The sequence below is a fragment of the Faecalimicrobium sp. JNUCC 81 genome, from assembly GCF_053667625.1.
On sequence record NZ_CM132203.1, the window covers coordinates 2,961,246 to 2,981,553 of the forward strand.

21 protein-coding genes and 1 tRNA gene are annotated in these 20,308 nt (G+C 27.8%); 1 reads left to right on the forward strand and 21 read right to left on the reverse strand.

The features are described from left to right. Nucleotides 1-20 precede the first annotated feature (20 nt). The 15 genes from rsxA to polA all read right to left on the reverse strand — a co-directional run bounded on the left by rsxA (nt 21) and on the right by polA (nt 14,678). The gene (gene rsxA, locus JNUCC81_RS14770) at nt 21-596 is read right to left on the reverse strand and encodes an electron transport complex subunit RsxA (protein WP_208334239.1); all 576 of its coding nucleotides are present in this window, start codon (nt 594-596) and stop codon (nt 21-23) included. 12 nt (nt 597-608) lie between these two features. Then, a complete protein-coding gene (gene rsxE, locus JNUCC81_RS14775; RefSeq protein ID WP_208334240.1) occupies nt 609-1,202 on the reverse strand; it encodes an electron transport complex subunit RsxE in 594 nt (197 codons plus the stop codon). A gap of 3 nt (nt 1,203-1,205) precedes the next feature. Next, nucleotides 1,206-1,775 carry an RnfABCDGE type electron transport complex subunit G gene (locus tag JNUCC81_RS14780; RefSeq protein ID WP_454094171.1) on the reverse strand — a complete coding sequence of 190 codons (570 nt, stop codon included), beginning with the start codon at nt 1,773-1,775 and terminating at the stop codon, nt 1,206-1,208. Continuing rightward, on the reverse strand, nt 1,775-2,755 hold the full coding sequence (locus tag JNUCC81_RS14785; protein ID WP_454094172.1) for an RnfABCDGE type electron transport complex subunit D: 981 nt from the start codon (nt 2,753-2,755) through the stop codon (nt 1,775-1,777). Before JNUCC81_RS14785 ends, JNUCC81_RS14780 begins: the two co-directional genes overlap by 1 nt. Nucleotides 2,756-2,776: 21 nt before the next feature. Beyond that, the gene (rsxC, locus tag JNUCC81_RS14790) at nt 2,777-4,099 is read right to left on the reverse strand and encodes an electron transport complex subunit RsxC (RefSeq protein WP_454094173.1); all 1,323 of its coding nucleotides are present in this window, start codon (nt 4,097-4,099) and stop codon (nt 2,777-2,779) included. A gap of 157 nt (nt 4,100-4,256) precedes the next feature. After that, on the reverse strand, nt 4,257-5,228 hold the full coding sequence (locus tag JNUCC81_RS14795; protein ID WP_454094174.1) for a hypothetical protein: 972 nt from the start codon (nt 5,226-5,228) through the stop codon (nt 4,257-4,259). 123 nt (nt 5,229-5,351) lie between these two features. Further along, nucleotides 5,352-6,566 (reverse strand): C40 family peptidase, encoded by a 1,215-nt coding sequence (locus tag JNUCC81_RS14800; protein ID WP_454094175.1) that lies wholly within the window; start codon nt 6,564-6,566, stop codon nt 5,352-5,354. 133 nt (nt 6,567-6,699) lie between these two features. Beyond that, nucleotides 6,700-7,071, reverse strand: coding sequence for a VOC family protein (locus tag JNUCC81_RS14805; RefSeq protein WP_454094176.1), 372 nt, complete (start codon nt 7,069-7,071; stop codon nt 6,700-6,702). A 57-nt stretch (nt 7,072-7,128) separates the two neighbouring features. Further along, entirely contained in the window at nt 7,129-7,857 is a 729-nt protein-coding gene (locus JNUCC81_RS14810; RefSeq protein WP_454094177.1) for an endonuclease/exonuclease/phosphatase family protein, read from the reverse strand. 114 nt (nt 7,858-7,971) lie between these two features. After that, nucleotides 7,972-8,577, reverse strand: a complete 606-nt coding sequence (locus JNUCC81_RS14815) for a hypothetical protein (RefSeq protein ID WP_454094178.1) — start codon at nt 8,575-8,577, stop codon at nt 7,972-7,974. A gap of 269 nt (nt 8,578-8,846) precedes the next feature. Beyond that, complete coding sequence (locus tag JNUCC81_RS14820) at nt 8,847-9,059, reverse strand: heavy-metal-associated domain-containing protein (RefSeq protein WP_454094179.1); 213 nt, start codon at nt 9,057-9,059, stop codon at nt 8,847-8,849. Nucleotides 9,060-9,210: 151 nt separating this feature from the next. Next, on the reverse strand, nt 9,211-10,869 hold the full coding sequence (locus JNUCC81_RS14825; RefSeq protein WP_454094180.1) for an ABC transporter substrate-binding protein: 1,659 nt from the start codon (nt 10,867-10,869) through the stop codon (nt 9,211-9,213). Next, entirely contained in the window at nt 10,869-11,423 is a 555-nt protein-coding gene (locus tag JNUCC81_RS14830; RefSeq protein ID WP_208334280.1) for a lytic transglycosylase domain-containing protein, read from the reverse strand. The genes JNUCC81_RS14825 and JNUCC81_RS14830 overlap by 1 nt, the downstream gene beginning before the upstream one ends. After that, nucleotides 11,419-12,021: a dephospho-CoA kinase gene (gene coaE / locus JNUCC81_RS14835; protein ID WP_454094181.1), complete on the reverse strand. Its 603-nt coding sequence runs from the start codon at nt 12,019-12,021 to the stop codon at nt 11,419-11,421. Before coaE ends, JNUCC81_RS14830 begins: the two co-directional genes overlap by 5 nt. An 8-nt stretch (nt 12,022-12,029) precedes the next feature. Continuing rightward, nucleotides 12,030-14,678, reverse strand: a complete 2,649-nt coding sequence (gene polA, locus JNUCC81_RS14840) for a DNA polymerase I (RefSeq protein ID WP_454094182.1) — start codon at nt 14,676-14,678, stop codon at nt 12,030-12,032. A gap of 146 nt (nt 14,679-14,824) precedes the next feature. Here polA and JNUCC81_RS14845 point away from each other — a divergent pair. Next, nucleotides 14,825-14,910 (forward strand) — tRNA-Leu (locus JNUCC81_RS14845). A gap of 162 nt (nt 14,911-15,072) precedes the next feature. On the opposite strand, the gene JNUCC81_RS14850 is transcribed toward JNUCC81_RS14845, so the two are convergent. From JNUCC81_RS14850 to JNUCC81_RS14875, 6 genes are all read right to left on the reverse strand, one after another. Further along, a complete protein-coding gene (locus JNUCC81_RS14850) occupies nt 15,073-16,005 on the reverse strand; it encodes a TDT family transporter (RefSeq protein WP_454094183.1) in 933 nt (310 codons plus the stop codon). 13 nt (nt 16,006-16,018) lie between these two features. Further along, nucleotides 16,019-16,495, reverse strand: a complete 477-nt coding sequence (locus JNUCC81_RS14855) for a C-GCAxxG-C-C family protein (protein WP_454094184.1) — start codon at nt 16,493-16,495, stop codon at nt 16,019-16,021. Between the two features lie 117 nt (nt 16,496-16,612). Then, nucleotides 16,613-17,344 (reverse strand): glycerophosphodiester phosphodiesterase family protein, encoded by a 732-nt coding sequence (locus tag JNUCC81_RS14860; RefSeq protein WP_454094185.1) that lies wholly within the window; start codon nt 17,342-17,344, stop codon nt 16,613-16,615. A gap of 3 nt (nt 17,345-17,347) precedes the next feature. Beyond that, nucleotides 17,348-18,223 carry a metallophosphoesterase gene (locus tag JNUCC81_RS14865; RefSeq protein ID WP_454094186.1) on the reverse strand — a complete coding sequence of 292 codons (876 nt, stop codon included), beginning with the start codon at nt 18,221-18,223 and terminating at the stop codon, nt 17,348-17,350. 102 nt (nt 18,224-18,325) lie between these two features. Beyond that, a complete protein-coding gene (locus JNUCC81_RS14870) occupies nt 18,326-18,508 on the reverse strand; it encodes a hypothetical protein (protein WP_454094187.1) in 183 nt (60 codons plus the stop codon). A 71-nt stretch (nt 18,509-18,579) separates the two neighbouring features. After that, nucleotides 18,580-20,280 carry an ABC transporter ATP-binding protein gene (locus JNUCC81_RS14875; RefSeq protein ID WP_454094188.1) on the reverse strand — a complete coding sequence of 567 codons (1,701 nt, stop codon included), beginning with the start codon at nt 20,278-20,280 and terminating at the stop codon, nt 18,580-18,582. Nucleotides 20,281-20,308: the final 28 nt, after the last annotated feature.

The window sequence follows — 20,308 nt, forward strand, 5'->3', positions numbered from 1 at the left end:
TTACTTCTCCCCCCCCCTGTTTATAAATTTATAAGGCCTGCAAATCCTAAAAAAGCCATAGACATTAAACTTGCTGATATTAAAGTTATAGGAAACCCTTTAAACGATTCTGGTATGTCAGATAACTCTAATCTTTCTCTTATTCCAGCAAATAAAACTATTGCTAATGTAAATCCTACTCCCGCTCCAAATCCATTTACTATAGTTTCCACTAAGCTGTAACCTTCTTGAACATTAACTAATGCTATACCTAATACTGCACAGTTTGTAGTTATTAAAGGTAGAAAAACACCTAGTGCTTGATATAGCGATGGACTCATTTTTTGGATTACCATTTCAACAAACTGAACTATAGATGCTATTACTAATATAAAAGCTATTGTTTGTAAAAATTCATTCCCTGTCACTTCTAGTAAATTTTGTATAAAATATGTTATTACTGATGCTAATGTTAAAACGAAAGTAACTGCAAATCCCATTCCAACGGCAGTATCCACCTTTTTAGATACTCCTAAGAAAGGACATATTCCCATAAACTGAGACATTATAACGTTGTTAACTAAAACTATACTTAAAAATAAAAGTATTAACTTCATTTGCTCCCCTCCTTATGCTTTTTTATTTTTTATTTTATTAAATCCAGCTAATAAAAATCCTAATGTTAAAAATGCCCCTGGTGGTAATATAAATAATAATATTGGCTCAAAAGACGCTCCAAATAAGCTAAATCCAAATATACTACCGCTTCCAAGAATTTCTCTTATTATCCCTAATACTGTAAGAGATAAACTAAATCCAAATCCCATACCTAAACCATCTACTGCTGATTCTAAAGGACCATTCTTTGAAGCAAAACTCTCCGCTCTAGCTAATATTAAACAGTTAACAACTATTAAAGGTATAAATAATCCAAGTGCTTTATCAAGAGCAGGAAGAAAGGCTTTTAAAAGCATTCCTACAATTGTAACAAAAGTAGCTATAACTACTATAAATGAAGGTATTCTTATTTTATCTGGTATTATTTTTCTCATTAAAGATATTACTATATTAGAACAAACTAAAACTGCAGTTGTGGAGAGTCCCATGCCTAATCCATTCATAGCTGATGTTGTTACTGCTAGAGTAGGACACATTCCTATAACTTGAACGAGTACTGGATTTTCATTTATCAATCCATTTTTAAATACTTTTCCTAACTTCATAGCTTATTTTCCCTCCTTATTACTTAGTTCTTCATTAAATAAGTCTATTGCAGCATTAACTCCAGACGTTACAGCTTTAGATGATATAGTTGCTCCAGATATTGCAACTATATCTGATTCGCTTGAAGCTTTTCCTTTTACTACATTTATTTGATTATCTGTTGATTTATCATTATATTGATTTTTAAATTCTGGTTCTGATGCTTTAGATCCAAGTCCAGGAGTTTCAGAGTTAGTTCCTATATTAACACCTGTTATCTTCCCATCTATAGATATACCAACTATAACTTCCATTTCCCCTCCATATCCCTTAGGCTTAGTTTTCATTGTATATCCTACTGTATCAGACCCATTACTTCCTTCGTATACTTCTTCTACTAATTCACTTTTTAGATTATCTATTAATTTAAATTCTTTTGCGCTTTCTAATACTATTTTTCTTGATTCATTGTTAGCTTGTATATTTCTCTCCTCTATAATTGGGGCTGTAACATCATTAGTTATTCCAAGAGCTAATGCTGCTACTGCACAAATAATAAATAAAGTAATTCCTAACTTAACTATATTTTTCATTATTTAGATACCTCCCCAAAGACTCTATTTTTAACATATTTATCTATAAGAGGAGTAATTACATTAACTATTACTATTGAGTATGATACTCCTTCGGGGTATCCTCCATATAATCTTATTACAGTTGTTATAAGACCAGCTATAAATGCATAAATTATCTGCCCTTTTATTGTCATAGGAGAAGTAGTATAGTCCGTTAGCATAAAAAATGCCCCTATCATAAGACCTCCTGCAAATAATTGATACATTGCAAATTCAATACTAAATCCACCTAATACAAAGGATAATATTAGTACTGTTAATATGTAAAATAGAGGTATTACATAATTTATTATGCCTTTATAAATCAAATAAGCTCCACCTATTATTATAAGTATTGCTGATGTCTCTCCAATACATCCTCCTATATTACCTATAATCATATCCGTCAAGTTTGTTCCACTATCATAAAGAGCGGATAAACCTGCTGGACCTTCTTTTAAAAAACTAAGAGGTGTAGCTGTAGTTATTGCATCTAAGTCTGTAGAACCTATCCAGTTAACACCTGTTTTAGTCCATGCAGTCATTGCAACTGGAAAAGATGCTAATAAGAAAATTCTAGCGGTTAAGGCTGGATTCATAAAGTTATGACCTATTCCTCCAAATACCATTTTAACTACTACTATTGCAAAAGCAGATCCCATTAAACACATCCACCATGGAAGTGATGCAGGAACATTAAAAGCTAGTAATAAACCTGTAACTACGGCTGAGTAATCTCCTATTGTACTTTCTTGCTTACTTATTTTTTGATATAAATATTCTGATCCCACTGCGCCAAGTATACAGAAAAACATGACACTTAATGCATTTAATCTGAAAAAGTATAAACCTGCTAATGCAGCTGGTGTAAGTGCTATTATAACTTGTTTCATTATATACGAGGTATCTTCACTACTTCTCACGTGAGGAGAAGATGATACTATAAACTTATTATCCATAAACTGTCCCCCTAATCTCCATTATTTCCTTTTACTTGCTATTATTTCTCTTTTAGCATTTCTTATTGATTGAAGTAATTGCCTTCTTGCTGGGCATACAAATGAACATGATCCACACTCTATACAATCTAGAGCTCTGTACTCGCCAGATTTTTCAAAATCATTTTTTAGTGAATATGCACTTATGTAAAGTGGTTGTAAAAATGCTGGACATACATCCACACATCTTCCACATCTTAAACAATTTTGTTGTTTTGGAGTTTTTGACTCTTCTTCATCTAAACATAATATTCCTGAAGATCCTTTATTTATAGGAATGTTCATTGTATACTGAGCTATCCCCATCATAGGCCCACCCATTATAAATTTGCCTACTTTTTTACCTTCTTTTAATCCTGCGCATTGTTCTATTATCTCTGATACTAAAGTACCAACTTTGACTACAAGATTTTTAGGTTCTTTTATACAACTTCCTGTTATTGTTGTAATTCTATCTATTAATGGCAACCCAGTTTGTATTGTCCTTGCAATTTGAGCAGCTGTTGCAACATTATTAACTACTGCACCTGCATCCATAGGTAAACCACCTGATGGTACTTCTCTTCCTGTACAAGCATAAATAAGTTGTTTTTCTGCTCCCTGTGGGTACTTTACTTGAAGTCCTATAATATCAATATCTTCATATTTTTGAGCGGATTTTTGCAATATTTCTAATGCATCTGGCTTATTATTTTCTACTGCCACATATCCTTTTTTAACATCTAAGGCTTTCATTAGTACTTTAAGCCCAAATAAAACATCTTCTGGATTTTCTAACATAAGTCTGTGATCTGCCGTTAAGTATGGTTCGCATTCTGCCCCGTTTAGTATTACTACATCAATTTTTTTATCTGGTGGTGGTGATATTTTTACATGAGTAGGGAATGTTGCTCCTCCCATACCAACAATTCCTGCCTCTTTTACAATATTTACTATGTCTTCTTTTGTTAGGTTTTCTAGTTTTCCTTTAGGTTTTATACTCTCATGTAACTCTTCCTTGAAATCGTTTTCTATAGCTATACATACACCATGGCCTCCAGGAAGTTCATGCTCTTTTATTCCTATAACTTTTCCAGATACTGAAGAATGTACATTACAAGAAACAAATCCTTGCTGTTCACCTATCTTTTGGCCCATCTTTACTTGGTCTCCTACATTTACAATAACTTTAGCAGGAGCACCTATATGTTGTTGTAGTGGTATATATACAATTTTAGGATTGTCTGCCTTTTGAAGTGGTTTTTGACTTGAATAATCCTTTTTTTCTGGAGGATGTGTTCCTCCTTTAAAAGTTAATAATTTCATTTTTTGCCCCCTTATTATAGATAAAATAAATTTATTCTACTTTATATAAGTATACTATACATATTGGTAAAACTTAACTATTGTTAAAATTTTATCCATCTTTCAATTATTTTATTTAATTGTTTAAAGAAAAAAGGCTGTTAAAAAACAACCTTTTCTAAGCCTTATTTATAGAGTTTATAAATGAAAAATATCCTTGCATAGATGATAAGTATAAACTTTCACTTACATAATAGTTTTGTTCATTAGCGGCCTTTGATGCCATCGTAATTTTTTCATCCATATCATTTAAATATTTAACTAAATTTTGTTTAAATACATCCATATTCGAATAGTCTATTTTATCAGTTTCCTTCTTAATATCTTCTATTATTTTCCTTCTACTTGTTAATATATTGTTATACTCTGATAAATCCACTTTTTCTTTATTTGATGCCCAGAATTTAGACTCTTCTTTAAAATTAGAAATTAAATTATTTAATTGTTTTGATATGTCTTCTACATATGAATATTTATTAGTATATTCCAATGACAGCAATGGAACTTTCATTTGAGATAAAAATGCATCTTGGAATACTTTTTTAACTTCATCCATATGACTTCGTGTACTTTCTTGATCAAAAAATGCATATGTTTGTACTTTTTTTAACCCATCTATTTCTACTACTGAAAATGGTATTTTATTATCAGTTAATTGCTTTTCTATTTTGGGAATATCATTATCATTTTCTACTGAAGCAACCTGAACTGTATGTAAATTCCATCCTTCTATAATTGCTAATTTAATATCTTCGCTTACTTCTGATTGACTTTGTTTTTCAACTTTTTCATTTTTATTCTCTATTTCTTTACTTTTTTCCTTTTGAATAGCTTCTAATTCTTTAGATATATCACCAGAACTAGTAACTTTAGGCTTTTCAAATTTAAAATTATCTAAACTAAAAGATGGTATTTTATCAGTTAGTAATGATACTTTACTACTTAATTTTGTAAATATTTTCATATCTTTAGCTTTTATATATGCATATCCCCCTATCAAACATATACTCATACCAATAGCCGCTATTTTAATAACTTTTGTCTTACGTCTTTTATTAAATCCTCTGTATATTGTTCTTCTCTTATTCATTAGTTTGTCCCCCCTAAAAATATTCTTAATAATATATATTTTTAAGAATTAAAATTTATGAATAAATATAAAAAAAACTACATTAAAATATAATATTCTAATGTAGTTTCACAGTTTATTTAATTAAAATCTTCTTACACCTTTAAGTACCTTTGACCAATATGATGACCCTAGATTATCAATCTTTACTTTCTCTGGTTTACTTGGAGTTCCACTGCAGTGTATAAATTCATTGTTTCCAACATATATACCTACATGGTTAACTTCACCATCACCATCAGTATCAAAAGTTACTAAGTCTCCCGGAGCATAATTCTCTCTAGAAACAGCTGTTCCGTATCTAGCTTGATCTCTAGATACCCTTGGTATATTTTTTCCTCCTGCTTGCTTATAAACATATTGAGTAAATCCTGAGCAGTCAAAACTATCCGGTCCTTCAGCTCCCCATTTATATGATTTACCCATCAATCCATATGCAAGATTTACAACAGCACTTTTGTCTATAGAAGATGGTGGTTTTTGTGTATTATCGTTGTTATTGTTATTGTTATTATTATTGTTACTTGAATTATCATTTGATGATTCTGCAGTTTCTACTATATAGTCACCACTTCCCCATCCTACTATTCCATTTTGTAATTTTATTTTATACCATCCATTACTAGATTTTTCTAGTAAATCAACTATATCTCCATTATTAGCATTTCCTATTACTGAATAAGTAGTACCTGCTCCACTTCTTATATTTAGTCTTGGATTAGCCTTTATTTTACCTCTTTTACCTTGAATAGGTGTAGAAGTTGATGGATTTTGGGTATTTGTATTTGAATCATTAGACGATTGATTAGTTTCTACTATATAACTACTGCTTCCCCATCCAATTACTCCATTTGACATTTTTACTTTGAACCACCCATTACTAGATTTTTCTAATAGTTCTACTATCTCTCCATTATTAGCTTTTCCTACTATTGAATAATTAACCCCTGTTCCACTTCTTATATTTAGTCTTGGACTTGCAGAGATTTTTCCTTTTTTTCCTTGAAGTGATGTATTAGCAGAGCTACTATTAGTTCCTTTAGATATATACTGTCCACTTGCCCAACCTATTTTGCCATTAGGTAACTTAACTTTATGCCATCCATTGCTCGATTCTAATATCTCTATATTTTGACCTTTATAAGCTTTATCAATTATCGAATTATTTGTACTCGGTCCACTTCTTATATTTAATACACTTGTAGTTATAGTTCCTGCTTCCATCGCGCTTGCCTCTATAGCATTTATAGAAATGGCCATAGCGCTTATCCCTAAAGTTGCAACTAATTTTTTAACCATACTCAAGCTCCCCCTTTATATTTTTATTACATTATTATCCATTTTTATTGGTATAATTTAATAATAACTCATTTTGTATAATATTGTAAAGGTATGTGACAACATTAAGTAAGGTTTATATAAATACTATCTTTTAATACTTTTTAGGTAATATTTCTATCCAATAATTGTCTGGATCTGCTATAAAGTAAATTCCCATTGCTGTATTTTCATAGCATATACAGTCTAACTCTTTATGTAATTTATGAGCCCCTTCAAAATCATCTACTTCTAAAGCTAAATGGAATTCATTATCTCCTAAATTATATTCTCTATCCCAATCTCTAAGCCAAGTTAACTCTAGTGTATGTGGAGTTACTCCATCCCCTAAATATACTAATATAAAGCTTCCATCTTCTGCTTCTTTACGCTTAACTTCTTTTAAATTTAAAGTCTTCTTATAAAACTCTAAACTTTTATCTAAATCTCTAACATTAAAATTATTATGACAAAAACTAAATTTCATTTTTAAATCCTCCTAAAGTATAAATAATTATTAATATTACTTTATACTATTTTATACTTACATCCTTATTTTTGCAATTATTGGATAGTGGTCTGACATATTTTTTATTAATACTTCATAGTCTAATACCTCAATATCAGGTGATACAAATATATAATCTATTCTATCTAACCCAGTTGCAAAGGTTAATACATTAGCTTTATCTAATTCTTTTGCAACATCTTTTAAAATACTCTCATCTATATTCATACTGCCATCATTGAAATCCCCAACAACAATATAAGGTTCATCGCCTATTTTTTTTATAAATTCTACTAATTCCTTAACTTGTATTTCTCTCTCCTCTTTGCTTAATCCTAGATGAACATTTATAATATTTAACTTTCGTCTATCTATATTTACAACCGTGTGTAAAATTCCTCTTTGCTCTCTACCACTGCTTAGATATATATGATCCTCACTTTTTATAGGATATTTGGAGTATGTAACAAGTCCATAATTTAAACCAAAGTCAACTACATTAGCTCCAAAGTGGGAATACATTTTTAGCTCATCTTTAAAGCTACTAACTTGAAACCCAGCCTTTGCAGATTCGTTAACTTCTTGAAGACATATTATATCTGCATTAGAAATTCTCAAAAAATCAATTATGTCAAAGAGCGTCGGGAACATATCCTTATTCAAACCGCTATGTATATTATAAGTAACTACTTTAAGTTCTTTTTTAGTGGGAAAAAAACTTTTTTCTATGTTATAAGCTATGATGATTAAAGATACTACTACCATTAATATAAATCCATTTTTTAAACGTATACGTCATCATCTCCTCATATGATCTCTTTTATATTATATGCCAAAATAAAAATTAAAGACGCCAAATTGGCGTCTTAAAGTCTTATTTTATTTACTTTTAGAAAGCTTCTCTTTCATAATATAATTTATTACTTTTTTCCTTATATCTTCTGCACCATCATCTTCTTTGACATTAATATTTAATAGCTTAGCTATAGATCTCATGTCATTTCTAGTTTTAGATTTATAACTTTCTATTAAATCAGTTTTTATCTTTTCTGGTTCTAAAATATATTCTTCCTCTCCTCTTTTATATGAAACATACCTTTTACTATATGAATTTCTATTTGAATATATGTGATTTGATACTTTTCGTAGTATCTGATTATATGAGCTTTTCATGTTTACATTTATACCTAAATGCTTAGCAAATTTAACTAATTCATTTTTTGATTTAAATAATTCTTCTGCTTTTATATATCTTGCTACTGAAGAAATATTTTCTTGATTTGCACCATTTTTCAATACTTTTGAATATACTCTATTTGCCCCTATACCTTGATTAAACTTTTTAATATTTTCATTTATTATCTTATCAACGTTTCCATCAAAGTATTTTTGAACTCCTTTTTGAGATACATAGCTATCAAGTTCTTTTTGGGCCATATCAAGTATTAATTTTCTTAAATTATCTTTATATCCTCTTTCATCCATGATACTCCCCCCTTAGTTATTTATATTATATTCAAACTTTTTTAAAAATGTGAGTTCCATTCTTGGCCAATTTTCATAATATAGTGTTATACAACTAAATTATATTAATTTTATATATTTTAGTGTATATATTCATTGAGTGTGGACATACTATTAATGTAAAATCAAACATACTCAATCTCCCCCATTTAGACTTCTATTTATTTCCCCCAATAGAAGTCTTTTTTTAATAAAAAAAGAACTAGCAATTGCTAGTTCTTTTTTGTTAATTATTCTATTCCTTTTAACTCATATCCTACTTCTTCTATTACTTCTTTTAATGCATTTTCAGATATATTCTCATTCATATCAACTATAGCACATTTATCTTCTAATCTAACATCTATTACCTTAACACCTTCTATATCTTCTGTAAGTGCTGTTTTTAAATGATTTACACAGTGTCCACAACTCATACCATCTATTAATAATTTCTTTTTCATAACTATACCTCCTTATATACCCTATAAGGGTATTATATCATAAGTTAATTTATTTTTTAATATATTTTTTATTATTTATCTTATTTTTAAATATATGCTATCTTAAACCTATAAAATAAAAAAGTAGGACTATTAAAGTCCTACTTTTTTATTATTTTTTAGCTTCTATATTTAAATTTGTTATACCTTCATATACATCAAAGTCATTAGGTGAAATTTTTCCTTCTAAACGTCTATTTGTAACTATATAATCATGTCTAATAACTAAACTCATAAATAATGCATTATCATTTACATACGCTTGTAAAGATTTATATACATCACTTATTTGAGATTGTGATGTTGCATTTATTAAAGATGTTATATAACCAGTTAATTTTTCATCACTATATCCTATATTCTCTATTACATTTCTAGCATCTGGAACACTTGATAATTCCCATCCTACTAATGCTAAATCATATTTTTTTGAACTAATAGCCTCATCTAGTTCTTTATCTACTAGTTCAACTACTGTCGATTTTATTCCTATAGCTTTTAAATTTTCACTTATTAAATATGCAGATTTAACTCTTTCACTATTATTTTTATTAACTACTATTTTTAGATTCAATTTAGAAATCATCTTTTTAATTTCAGCTTTATTATTTTCTGTTTTGTCTTTATCACTATCTTTGCCTTTAATTTCATTCTTTTTATTTTCTTTTGATGAGTTTTTATCCTTATTATTTTCATCTTTACTTAACTGTTTATCATCTGCTGAAGGATTTACTTTTTCAAGATAGCTTTTAGCTTTTTCCTTGTCATATTCTAATTGTTTAATATCATTATTATAATACTTAGATTTGGAATTTAATGGAAAATTAACTAGTTTTCCATTTCCCATATATCCTTCTTCTAGTATTTTTTCTTTATTTATAGCATGTGAAATTGCTTTTCTAAAATTAACATCTTTTAAGAATTTATTGTCATAATTAAATATTACAGACTCATAATCTCTGCCTTCATATTTAGTTATATTAAATTCTTTTTCATAGAATTTACTTAAATCACTTAATGAAACACTAGTTATATCACTATCCAATGCCATAACCATAGAAACTTGAGCTTCTGCATCTGGAACTATTCCTATTTTTATATCTTTAGAATTAGAAGGTAACTTACTATAGTAATCTTTATTTATACTTAAAATCATACCATCTCTAATTCCATACTTTTCTATTTTATAAGGTCCATTTCCTATTAAATTATTCTTTTCTTCATCAGCCTTACCATCGCTTAATTCATCCTTAGATACTATTGGAAAAATTAATGTATCTACTGAGAATGCATATTTATTTTTAAACTTAATAGTCAATTCCTTATTATTTATTGTAGATACAGATGCAATATTATCAGTTAAAATCTTATATGGACTTTCTGAGCTTTTTTGAATTAACTCTATACTGTATTTAACATCTTGTGATGTCACATTATTTCCATTGTGCCATTTTGCATCTTTTAATTTAATATCTATACTCATACCATCTTGAGATATTCCATACTCTTCTACTAATTGAGGTACTACATTATAGTTTTCGTCAATCGTAAATAGTCCGTCATAAATCAAATTCATTATATATCCTACTGATTTATCTTTATTTATTATAGGATTTATGGTTTTAGGCTTTACCATTGTAAGGTTTATGTACTCTGAATTTATACCACTTTTTTCAGCGTCTGAATTAGCCTCATTCTCTTTATTATCACTGCACCCAACAAATGTAAGTGCTGATGCTAAAATTATAGCTAGAATTTTTTTCTTCTTCATTAGTTTTTACCTTCCTTGCTATATATCTTATTGTACTTTTCATAGTTTTTACTTACTTTTTCAACATAATTTGAAGTTTCTTTAAATGGTATACTATGAAGTTTTTGCCCATCTTTGCTATATTCATTATTTCGTAACCATTTTTTAACATTACCTGACCCACCATTGTATGCGGCTATAACTAAATCTAATTTACCGAACTCTTTATACAATTTATTTATATACCAACATCCTACTCTTATATTTACTGCTGGATCAAAAATATCTATTTCTCCTAATTCTAATTCTTCCTTCGCCCAATCCCTTGTTATATCACTTATTTGCATTAAACCCTTTGCACCCTTGTGAGATACTGCATCTTGCTTAAATTTACTTTCTGCTTTTATAACACTATAAACTAAATTTTCATCTAAGCTAAATTCTTTAGCATATTCTTCTACATACTCAGAATACTTCTTCGGGTATATTAACTTATTTATTGTGTCTTTCTCAACAAGTAAGGCTCCAAATAAGATTATGAAAATAGATAGTATTATTAATATCCTTTTCTTAATCACACCATTTCTCCTTCATGTATTTTATAAAATTATGTACTTTTTCTCTAAGCTCTATAATACTCCCCGAATTATCTATTATAAAATCTCCGTACTTAATTTTTTCTTCTTGATTCATTTGAGACTTTATTCTACTTACAGCTTCTTCTTTAGTACAATTATCTCTTTTTTGTATTCTTTGTATCTGAATTTCTTCATTACATGTAACTACTACTAGTTTGTCCACTATATCTAGGTATCCGCCTTCTACTAATAAAGCTGCATCTATCACTATTATATCTTTATTATTGGTTTTTGCTTCATTTATTTTATCTATTATTTTTTCTTTTATTTTAGGATGAGTCAAACTATTTAGTAAGATTAATTTCTCATCATTATTAAAAACTATATTTCCTAATGCTTTTCTATTTAAAGATTGGTCATTATTTATTATATCGTCTCCAAAAGCCTCAAATACTTTATGTAAAAGCTCTCTATCTTCAAATATGTGTCTTGCTATAATGTCTGCATCAACTACATCTATTTCATTTTCCACTAGTATATTGGAAAGGCTGCTTTTACCACAGCCAATATTTCCTGTAAGCCCTAATACCAACATAATATCACCTACTTTGTTTCATACCAAGATTTACCTACATTTAAGTCCACATCTAAGTTAACGTCCATACTTACCGCATTTTCCATTTCTTCTTTTACAATTGTTTTTACTATATCAACTTCATCTTCTACAGTTTCAACTATAAGCTCATCGTGTACTTGTAATATAAGTTTAGATTTTAAGTTTTTCTCTTCTATTTTTTTATATACGTTTACCATTGCTATTTTTATTATATCCGCTGCACTTCCCTGAATAGGAGCATTCATGGCTGCCCTTTTTCCAGCATTTCTTACCATAAAGTTACTAGATTTTATTTCTGGTATATATCTTCTCCTATTTAATATAGTTGTTACATATCCATCTTCTGAAGCTTTTTCTATAATATTATCCATAAACTCTTTTATCTTAGAATACTTATTGAAGTAACCTTGAATATATTCCTTAGCTTGCTTAAGTGGTATATGAAGTTCTTCAGATAATCCAAAATCACTTTTCCCATAAACTATACCAAAGTTTACTGCTTTAGCTGCACTTCTTAATTCACTAGTAACATCTTTAGCCTCTATGTTAAATACTTGTGTTGCTGTTTTAGTATGTATATCTTCATTATGTTTAAATGCATCTATCATAGTTTCATCTTGACTCATATGCGCTAGTACTCTAAGCTCTACTTGAGAATAATCGGCATCAACTAAATCACATCCATTGTCAGCAATAAATACTTTTCTTATATTTCTTCCCATTTCAAGCTTTACAGGTATATTTTGAAGATTTGGTTCTGTAGAAGAAATTCTCCCTGTTGTAGTTATAGTTTGATTAAATGATGAGTGTATTCTACCACTAACAGGGTTTATTATGGCTAAAAGACCTTCTACATAAGTTGAATTTAATTTTACTATTTGTCTATACTCAGTAATTTTATCAATTATAGGACTTTTATCTCTTAACTTATCTAATACTTCTGCATTAGTTGAATATCCTGTTTTAGTTTTTTTGATTACTGGTAATTCTAATTTTTCAAATAGTACTATACCTAACTGCTTTGGAGAATTTATATTAAACTTTTCTCCAGCAATTTCATATATTTCTTCTTCTAGTCTCTTTATTATCTCTTTAAACTCAGTTCCTAGTTCATTTAACTTTTCTTTATCTATCTTTACACCTTCATACTCCATATATCCTAATACTTCTACTAAAGGCATTTCTACATGATAAAATAGTCCATCCATATCCATTTCATTTAAACTTTTTTCCATTACAGGCATAGTTTTAGCTACTGTATTTATTACTTGGCCTATATAGCCACTTAGTTCATTAAATTCTAAATCTTGATACTTCTTAGCTTTTACACCTTTTCCTAATAACTCTTCACTTGATTTAACTTTTCTTGTTAAATACTTCATAGCTATAGCACTACATTCATATGATGTTGATGATGTTGAATCTATAAGATATTCTGCTATTGTTATATCAAAGTTCATATTTTCTAGTTTTATTCCATATGATCTTAAAGCTATATAATCATCTTTTAGATTATATCCAAATTTGTTAATTTCGTTACTTGAAAATACATCTTTGAATTTATTTATTTCATCTTCATTTATATAATATATATTTTTACCATCAATACTCATAAATACATACATTATATTTTTTTCTAATATGTTGCCTTCTCTTTTAACAGTTTTTAATATAACTTTTTTATTTTCATTAATTTCATTTATAAATTCATCTATATTTTCTAACTTCTCTATATTAAGTAAGGCTTCATCTTCTTCTTTTTGTTGTCCTCCATCTAAATCAACTAATCTAGATATTAAACTTGTAAATCCAAGATTTCTAAATGCTTCTATAACAGCATCTTTATCAAATTCTCCATACTCTAAATCTTCTAATTTAAATTCTACTGGAACATCTCTTATAATTGTAGCAAGTCTTTTACTCATTATAGCTAAGTCTTTATTTTCTTCTAGTTTCTTTTTAACACTTCCTTTAAGACTTTCTATATTTTCAATTATTCCTTCTATACTAGAAAATTCTTTTATAAGCTTTATACCTGTCTTTTCACCTATACCTGGAACCCCTGGTATATTATCAGATTTATCTCCCATAAGCCCTTTTAAATCTATAAATTGAGTCGGTGTCATTTCATATGTCCTCATTACAGATTCAAAATCGTACTCTTCTACTTCTCCTACACCTTTTTTAGTTATTAATGTAGTTGTTTTATCTGATGCAAGCTGTATAGCATCTTTATCTCCAGTTACTATGTATACTTTATAATCGTTATCTTCTGCCAACTTAGAAACAGTTCCTATTATGTCATCTGCTTCATAACCATCTATTTCTAATCTGTTTATATTAAATTTATCTAATAGATTTTTTAATGGTTCAAATTGTACTCTTAATTCATCTGGCATTTTCTTTCTACCAGCTTTATATTCATTAAATTCTAAATGCCTAAATGTTGGTGCTTTCCTATCAAATGCTACACTTATATGTGTTGGTTTATATGTATCTATTATTTTAAATAACATAGTTGTAAATCCATATATAGCATTTGTTTTTAACCCTTCTTTATTATTCATTTCTGGTAAAGCATAAAATGCTCTATTTATTATTGAGTTTCCATCTATTATAATTAATCTTTTGTCCAAATTTATCACTCCCATAGTTTTTCTTATTATTTTCTTACATAAATATGTTATTATTTAATATTACCATATTATTGATAGTATATTAAGAATTATTATGTTGCAAACGATTTATTTAGTTGCTATAATTTATATAGAATTATTTAATTGCCGGATTGGTGGAATGGCAGACGCGACGGACTCAAAATCCGTTGGTAGAAATACCGTATGGGTTCAAGTCCCATATCCGGCACCAATTAAGAATTTATAGAGCTTTAACATTTTAGTTGAAGCTCTTTTATTTTATAGAAAATCTGTATTTTGTCTCTAAAATTTAATAATAAGATAAATTATTTATATTTTCTCAATATAAAAAGGCTTAAGTTTTTTAACTACTTAAGCCTTTTTTATATTTAATTTATGCTTTAGCTTCATTAGTATTTAAAAATAAAAATACTACGTACTTATAAGATACATAAGCTACAATTCCTATAGCTAATATCATTTGAAAATAAGTTAAATATTTTAATATAGGTATTATTATTCCTTGCTTTATAAAATACATATTAGTTTGCTTAGTTGCTATTGCAGTTATAACAAGCGGGAAAGTAAGCGCTGAATAACTTGGATAAAATTTAATCTTTAGTATTTTTGGTAAACACACTAATATTCCAATAAATATTAAAATCGATAGTGTTCCTAAAAATCCTATCATTAAAATATCTTTCTCTTTAAAACTTGATATATATCCCGCTAAACAAAGATTTGCAGGTGCTGTAAGTATTAATATTGTTGGAAGAGCTGATTCAGGTATATCTTTTACTTTAAATAATCTATAAAGTACTATTGGTAGTAAAATTATATAACTTATTAATCCAAACCAAAATAAATACTCACCTAATTTATTTAAATTATAGGTAGGAGCAGTTATACCTCCTGTTGCTATTCCTACGTAAACTACAAAATAACTGGGAAGTACTTTTTTAATATCAAACTTCATTATAAATTTATAAGTAAAATATAATATCAATATAATATGTAAAATCAATCCTATACTCCATATTAATACTGCTAAGCGTGGAGCTAGTTTATTTATATATGTTGAAAGTATCATAATTCCCATACTAAAAGTCGGGGCTACACTTGCTATAGCTGGATTTTTTAGTTTCTCTAAAATATCTTTAAAATCAATAAATATTTTTATAATCATAAATACTAATAATACAGTGGATAATATCCCAAAAATATTTCTATAGACGTCTCCATATGATAAGACTAGATTACCTGTCGCCGCTAAGGCTAACATCAATCCAGCCATAGGTATAGGAACTTTTTTTAATATATTTATCATATAGTTCACCTAATTAGTCGTCTAAATTAGCTATGCCTAATTCTCTAACTATAACCTCAGCAGTTTTTCTAGCCATTTCACCTGTAAATGCTATGCATTGTTCTTTATGCTCTCCTGAACCCATATCCATACCTTTAGTATGTACGCTACAACACAGTACTCTATGATTTTTTCTGAAACTTTCTTGTACTTCATTTGCTAATTCTAAAGTTCTATTTACCTTAGGGTCTGCCCCTGTTTTTCTTCCAAAGAAATATCCTATGCACATTATAGCTCCTGAAACAGCTCCACATACACATTTAGATCTTCCTATTCCAATTGGAAACCCTGATGCCATTGCTATCATTTCTTCTGGCATATCTAATTCAAAGTTACTTCTTATAGATGCCACTATAGCTTCTGAGCAGAAATAATCACCTTTTCTATATAACTCTTCTGCATCTTTTTGAATCTTACTTACACTTACTGCCATTACCATATCTTTAACCATATTTATACCTCCTATATACATTACATTCAGCTAAATTATATATTTTATGTCTTATGTTGTAAATTCAAATAGGAATTACCAATATATATGATAGTACTTATAGCTTTTTTATATAATTTATATACGTTTCATCAATTCAATACAATCTGTAAATATACCATCAACTCCATATTCAATTAGCTTTTCAGCTAATTCTAAAGAGTTTACAGTATAAACAAATACTTTTATATTATTATCATGTGCATGTTGAACTAGCTCTTTTGTAGCTAATTCAACATCTATATTAATACTATAAAGTTCTAATTCTTTGATTTTTTTAGTTAGATCTTTACTATTTGTACCTTTATCTCCATATAAGTTTGCATATTTAATATCATTTTTAAGTTCTTTAAATCTTTTTATGCTTTCATGATTAAAACTAGATATTAAAACTTTATCTTTCATACCATATTTATTAATTATATCTAAAGTATCCTGTTCTAATTTATAGTCAATTACATCTGTTTTTGCTTCTATATTTAAAAATATATCTTTATCTTTTATTAAATTTATTACTTCTTCTAATGTAGGAATTTTACATAAATCATTATCTCTAAATTTTATAGTCTTACATTTAAATTTTCTTAATTCTTCTAGAGTATAATCTTTAATAAGACCTTTCCCTTCTAATGTTCTTTCTATATCCTCATCATGTATTACAACTATTTTATCATCTTTAGTTTTATGAATATCTAGTTCAATTGCTTTTGCATCTTTTTCTAAAGATTTTTCAAAAGCTAGCATTGTATTTTCAGGATATTTAAAGCTGTATCCTCTATGTGCAAATATCATCATGTCTATTTCCCCCATATCTTATTTGTGTTTTAAAATTATTTTAACTATTTCTGGTCTACAATTTATTCTCATTAAAATTCTAGAACCTCCTAATCCTTTACTAAGTAACATTGTAGATTCTTCTTTATTATATGTTCCAAAATCATATTTAGGAAAAAATTCTCTGTTTGGCGATAGTAATCCACCAACATATGGAATTCTTATAATCCCTCCATGTACATGACCTGCTAATACTAAATCTGCACCCCAAGAAGCATATTCTTCAAAGAAAAATGGTGTGTGTGCAAGTAGTACATTATATTCATTTTTATCTATTTTACCTAAAATATCTTCTATAATTTTTTTATCTAATTTTAAGTTTTTATTTTTATAATTATTGAAAAAATATATATAATAATCTAAAGGTACAATTAATCCATATATATTTATATGACTATTATTCTTTTCTATTTTAACTACTTCATTTTCTAAATTAATTATATTTTTACTATATAGTTCTTTAAAATAATTATTATACAAATTTTTATATCTTTTTATTAATGATTTTTGTTCATGATTACCAATTATATGATAAACTTTATACTTTTTAGTTAAGTCATCTATTAAATTTAATGCTATATTAAATTTTTTATTTTCTCCATCTACTAAATCCCCTGTTATTACTATAATGTCAGGATTTAATTCATCTATAATCTTCAGTAGTTTTTTATTATTCTTTCCGAAACTTTTATTATGCAAATCACTAATTTGAACTATATTAAAATTATCGAACTCCTTAGGTATTTTAGCATTTTCTATTATATATTCAGTTTTTTCTATACTGTCTACTTGATATTTATATAAAGAGTATGCACTTGTTAAAATTGCACCTCCAATTAAAATTTCATTTATCATGTTAAGTACCTCACTTTAAAATACACTTACTTATTTTATATTATAAGTTACTATAAAAATAAATAAAAAAGAAGAGATTTATTAAATCTCTTCTTTTAATTATTAATCTTTCTTTTTTACTTTATGGTATAGTTTTTCCGTTTTAGTTTTATTACTTCCAGAATCTTTTGCTCCAATTTTTTGACCATCTTCTATCCCTAACTCTGATCCATGCTCAGAGTACATTTTTCTCAGTTCTGAATTAGATTTTGGTCTGTCTTTAAGTCTATTTTTATTATTGTCCATTTAAAATGCCTCCTATGAAACTCTTAGTTATGCACTTTTAATTTATCCAAATGAGACATTTAATATTCAATCTACTTTCTATGAAGTTTACTATAAACTCCGTCTTTATTTATTAACTCTTCATGAGTTCCTCTTTCTTCTATTCCTTTATCAGTTAAAACGATTATTTCATCAGCATTTTTTATAGTAGATAATCTATGTGCAACAACTAAGTTAGTTCTATCTTTACTTAATTCTTCTAAAGATTCTTGTATTTCTCTTTCTGTAACATTATCTAACGCTGAAGTTGCCTCGTCTAAAATTATTATCGGAGGATTTTTTAAGAATATTCTAGATATAGATATTCTTTGCTTTTGTCCACCTGATAATTTAACTCCTCTTTCTCCAATATAAGTTTCATATCCATCTGGAAGTGTTTCTATAAAATCATGTATTCTTGCTTTTTTAGCTGCATCTATAATCTCTTCATCACTAGCATTTGGATTACCACAAATAATATTTTCTTTTATAGTTCCTGTAAATAAAAATACATCTTGCTGAACTACACCTATATTTTTTCTTAAAGATTTTAAGCTTACATCTCTTATACTCTTACCATCTATTTTTATATCACCTTGTTCAAATTCATAAAATCTTGGTATTAAACTACATAAAGTAGTCTTTCCTCCTCCAGATGGTCCAACTAATGCTACAGTTTTTCCTGCTTCTATTGATAGACTTAATCCATTTAAAACTTGAGTTTCATCTTCATATGTAAAAGATACATTTTCTATTTCTATATCACCTTTTACACCTTTTAATTCAACTGGATTTTTCACTTCTTTTTCAGTTTCATGATTTATTATTTCATTAAATCTTTCAAATCCTGTCATACCACTTTGATATTGTTCTGTAAAGTTTATAAGTTTCTTTATTGGTTCTATAAACATTTTTACATATAGTATATACGCTGCAAAATCTCCTAATGTTATTCTTCCAAGATAAGTAAAATAACCTCCTGCAACAAGTGCTATAAGTTCTAATATATCCATAAATAAGTTCATTCCTGAGAAATATTCAGCCATAACTTTGTATGCACTTTCTCTTGCATATCTAAATATATTATTACTTTCAGAAAATTTTTCTAACTCTTCTTTTTCAGTACAAAAAGATTTAGTAACTTTCATCCCTGCTATACTATTTTCTAAAGTTGCATTTACATCTCCTGTTTTTACTCTAGTTTCCATAAATGCATTATTCATTTTCTTTCTTTGCGCTATTGCAAACCATACTACAAAAGGTAGTACTGAAAATATCATAAGAGTAAGCTCTACGTTTACTCCTAATAAAATAGCGAAAGATCCTCCTAGCATTATAATAGAAATAAATAAATCTTCTGGACCATGATGTGCTAATTCCGATACTTCCATTAAATCATTTATTATTCTAGACATAGTAACACCTGTCTTATTATTATCAAAATAAGTATTAGGTAATTTTTGTAAATGTGTGAATACATAACTTCTCATATCAGCTTGCATTCTAACACCTACAACGTGTCCCCAATACTGCATAAAATAATTTAGCCCAGCTTTTAATATAAATATCCCTATAAGTACTATTGCAAATACTGCTAACATTTGTACGTTTTTGTTTGGTATAACTTCGTCCATTATATTTCTAGTTATCATAGGATAAACTAAGTTACATGTTGCAAATAAGAATGCTGCTAATAAATCTAATATAAATAGTTTTTTGTATGGTTTGTAATATTTCACAAATTCCTTTAGCATATAAATCCCTCCTGTCTTAATATAATAA

Coding starts and splice junctions, on each gene's coding strand:
- JNUCC81_RS14805 (WP_454094176.1), bottom strand. CDS start 7,071: ATGAAATTTAGTTTTTGTCATAATAATTTTAATGTTAGAGATTTAGAT.
- JNUCC81_RS14785 (WP_454094172.1), bottom strand. CDS start 2,755: ATGGATAATAAGTTTATAGTATCATCTTCTCCTCACGTGAGAAGTAGT.
- JNUCC81_RS14800 (WP_454094175.1), bottom strand. CDS start 6,566: ATGGTTAAAAAATTAGTTGCAACTTTAGGGATAAGCGCTATGGCCATT.
- JNUCC81_RS14860 (WP_454094185.1), bottom strand. CDS start 17,344: ATGGGGGAAATAGACATGATGATATTTGCACATAGAGGATACAGCTTT.
- rsxC (WP_454094173.1), bottom strand. CDS start 4,099: ATGAAATTATTAACTTTTAAAGGAGGAACACATCCTCCAGAAAAAAAG.
- rsxE (WP_208334240.1), bottom strand. CDS start 1,202: ATGAAGTTAGGAAAAGTATTTAAAAATGGATTGATAAATGAAAATCCA.
- JNUCC81_RS14795 (WP_454094174.1), bottom strand. CDS start 5,228: ATGAATAAGAGAAGAACAATATACAGAGGATTTAATAAAAGACGTAAG.
- JNUCC81_RS14780 (WP_454094171.1), bottom strand. CDS start 1,775: ATGAAAAATATAGTTAAGTTAGGAATTACTTTATTTATTATTTGTGCA.
- JNUCC81_RS14820 (WP_454094179.1), bottom strand. CDS start 9,059: ATGAAAAAGAAATTATTAATAGATGGTATGAGTTGTGGACACTGTGTA.
- JNUCC81_RS14810 (WP_454094177.1), bottom strand. CDS start 7,857: ATGGTAGTAGTATCTTTAATCATCATAGCTTATAACATAGAAAAAAGT.
- JNUCC81_RS14850 (WP_454094183.1), bottom strand. CDS start 16,005: ATGATAAATATATTAAAAAAAGTTCCTATACCTATGGCTGGATTGATG.
- JNUCC81_RS14825 (WP_454094180.1), bottom strand. CDS start 10,869: ATGAAGAAGAAAAAAATTCTAGCTATAATTTTAGCATCAGCACTTACA.
- JNUCC81_RS14815 (WP_454094178.1), bottom strand. CDS start 8,577: ATGGATGAAAGAGGATATAAAGATAATTTAAGAAAATTAATACTTGAT.
- JNUCC81_RS14870 (WP_454094187.1), bottom strand. CDS start 18,508: ATGGACAATAATAAAAATAGACTTAAAGACAGACCAAAATCTAATTCA.
- rsxA (WP_208334239.1), bottom strand. CDS start 596: ATGAAGTTAATACTTTTATTTTTAAGTATAGTTTTAGTTAACAACGTT.
- JNUCC81_RS14875 (WP_454094188.1), bottom strand. CDS start 20,280: ATGCTAAAGGAATTTGTGAAATATTACAAACCATACAAAAAACTATTT.
- coaE (WP_454094181.1), bottom strand. CDS start 12,021: ATGTTGGTATTAGGGCTTACAGGAAATATTGGCTGTGGTAAAAGCAGC.
- JNUCC81_RS14865 (WP_454094186.1), bottom strand. CDS start 18,223: ATGATAAATGAAATTTTAATTGGAGGTGCAATTTTAACAAGTGCATAC.
- JNUCC81_RS14855 (WP_454094184.1), bottom strand. CDS start 16,495: ATGGTTAAAGATATGGTAATGGCAGTAAGTGTAAGTAAGATTCAAAAA.